1 protein-coding gene is annotated in these 2,809 nt (G+C 59.1%); it reads left to right on the plus strand.

All coding sequences use genetic code 11. The features are described from left to right. The first annotated feature begins 519 nt into the window (after nucleotides 1–519). Entirely contained in the window at nucleotides 520–2,229 is a 1,710-nt protein-coding gene (locus ABWQ00_RS15780; RefSeq protein WP_353239609.1) for a Ty1/Copia family ribonuclease HI, read from the plus strand. The last annotated feature ends 580 nt before the right edge of the window (nucleotides 2,230–2,809 follow it).

Genomic DNA, 2,809 nt, shown 5'->3' on the forward strand with positions numbered 1-2,809 from the left:
GCCAGGGTTTGGAGTGCGCGGCCGGGAGTGTCACTTCATGGGGGGGTCTGCCCAGGAGTCACTGCTGGCATCTTCACAGTGCGGGAGACGAGCCCCGGTGTGCGGCTTATCGAGGTGGCCTCGACGTACACCGTGGTCGACCAAGGGCCGCCTTCTGCACCGCCGTCAGCACCGCCGCCAGCGCCGCTGCATGCACCTGTGGCTGCTGCAGATGTGTTTGAGCAGGCAGAAGTGATAACGTGCCCTGCTTGCAACGGACTGCACCGGCCTCACTCCAGGGATGCCACTTGCCGCCTTGGCCCAAAGGCCGAAGGTGCGCCGCCAGCTTTCCCAGCAGCCGCAGTGGATGAGGAACCTCGCTACTCTTGTCCGGCCTGCCGGGGGCGTCACAGGCCCCATCGGCGGGACCATACCTGCGCTCTGGGGCCGATTGAGGCCTGCGCAGCCAGGCAGAGCGAAGATGAGGAGGAGGAGGAGCTGCAGTCCTCTGATGTTGGCCAGTTGGAGTGGCAGGCCATCATGAAGGATTCAGGGGCGATCACTGTGCCGTTGAAGGATGTCCGGCACGCCGTGGGCAGGGACTACGAGGATTGGAAGGCTGCTATGCAGGCTGAGTACGAGACCTTGAAGGAGAAAGGCGCCATCGAGGAAGTACCAGCGGGCCAGGTGACTGGTCAGGTCATCCCCATGAAGATTGTCGCGACCCTCAAGCCCACGGACGTGCCTGGGATCAAGAAGAAGAAGATCAGGACCGTGGTGTGCGGGAACTTCGTCAAGAAGCATGCTCAGGAGGAGCTCTATACGGCCAATGCTGATGTGACATCTGTGAGGGCCGTGCTGTCAGAAGCTACCCGCAACAAGTGGGGTGTTCAAGTGGTGGACGTCGTAGGTGCATTCCTCAATGCCCCATTGCCAGCTGACAGCGAAGACATCTTTGTGGAGCCCCCACGGATTCTGGTGCAGTACGGCATCATCCAGGGAGGTTACAAGTGGCGAGTGAAGCACGCTGTGTACGGGCTCCGACAAGCTCCTCGGGCGTGGGGTCAGGAGCGGGACAACCAGCTCCGCAAGGCCCGGGTCTCCATGGGAAACGGCAAGTACGCCGTGTTGGAGCAGAGCCACGTTGACTCCACGGTGTGGTTGGTGATGGAGGACGGTGGTGAGTCAGAGTCAAAGAATGTCAACTTGGTGCATGGTCGGAAGCCTCTGCGCTACTTGGTCGACTATGTCGACGACTTCCTGGTGGCAGGCCCAAGGTGGTTGAGAGCCATCATCATCAAGTGGATGGAGAAAGTCTGGGAAGTGCAAGTCTCGGAGTCATTGGAGATTGGCACTTGGGCTTCAGCCTCGTATCTGGGTGGGACCATTCAGGCCACCTCGAAGGGCTTCCGTTTCCACCAGAAGCAGTTCACGTTGGACTTGTTGAAGGCCTGGAACCTGGAAGGGTGCAAGCCCACCTTGGGAGTGGGAGGGGATTTGCCCTCGGAGACCGTGGAGGAGGCCGAAAGTAGGGACGAGCCAGACCCGCGAGAAGTCAAGCTTTGTCAGAAGCTGGCCGGGTCTCTCATCTGGTTGTCCACGAGGACTAGACCGGACATCGCTTTCGCCCAGAGCAAAATCTCCTCTGACGCCACGAAAAACCCAGCTCGTGGTCTGGCCATGGGCAAGAGAGTGCTCAGGTACTTGGCGGGCACTGCGGGTTGGGGCTTGAATTTTGAAGGTGAGGGCAGTGACCTCACGGCCTATGGCGATGCCAGTTTTGAGGCCACGAAGTCCATCTCGGGCACTTGTGTGTTCTTTGGGGGACATCTCCTTGCATGGAGGAGTGCCAAGCAGCCCCAAGTGGCCAAGAGCACTGCTGATGCGGAAGTGACGGCGTTGTCCGCGACCCTCGGCATGGCCGAGAACGTGAAGGCGTTGTTGTGCAGCATGCGTGTTCCCGTGGAGCTCATCAACGTCATGTGTGACAACAAGGCTGCGATTGTGCTGTCCACTGGCGAGGGGAGCTGGAAGACCAAGGCGTTGGCCAACCGGGTCTACTACGTGAGGGAGGCAGTGCGTTTGGGTTTGGTCACAGTCAACTTTGTTGCCACGGATAGGCAGAAGAGCGATTCCTTGAGCAAGTTCTTGCCCAGGAATCGTATGTTGGAAACGCGCAGGATGCTGGCCATGGAGGACAGCGAGGAGCTCACGGAGTCCAGTGCTGGTCGCGCTGCGTCGCAGCAATGAGGAGGAGCGTGTGAGCACCTCGGAAAACAGCGTCGGTTCGGAAAACAGCTTCGGTTTATGGGGGCTTGGCGGCGCGTCGTTTTAGATCTTGTTGAAGGACGTGGGCGGCCCTCCAGTGCCTCACACGCCGGAGTCCGGATGCTACGCACCGGCACGGGCAGCCAACTGTCTTTGCGGATGCGTGCGGGCTGTTCTCAACGAGATTTGGTTGGAAAGTGTCACTGCATATCTCATTGGTGTTTTCTGCGAAGAGAAGAGCGTGCAAGAGTGTGACACGGAAAGCCCTCCATTCTTCACAGACTGAGTGTGCAGGAAAACCAAGTGCTCGAAGGGACAGTCCGGATGCTATGCACCGGCAAGGACAGAGTGTTTGTTGCCAACGCCGAGTGTGCAGGAAAACCAAGTGCTCGAAGAAACAGTCCGGATGCTACGCACCGGCAAGGGCAGAGTGTTTGCTGCCAACGCCGAGTGTGCAGGAAAACCAAGTGCTCGAAGTGACACTTGCCAGGCTGCAAGAGTGTGACATCATGTGGACTTGCAGCAGGCAAGTGGCAATTGTGGCGGCTACACGAGAAGCCGT

This window comes from Limnohabitans sp. (assembly GCF_040400975.1).
Classification (GTDB): Bacteria; Pseudomonadota; Gammaproteobacteria; order Burkholderiales; family Burkholderiaceae_C; genus Limnohabitans_A.

Bases quoted from the DNA above. Each gene is read 5' to 3' on its own strand.
- ABWQ00_RS15780 (WP_353239609.1), top strand. From the start codon at position 520: ATGAAGGATTCAGGGGCGATCACTGTGCCGTTGAAGGATGTCCGGCAC.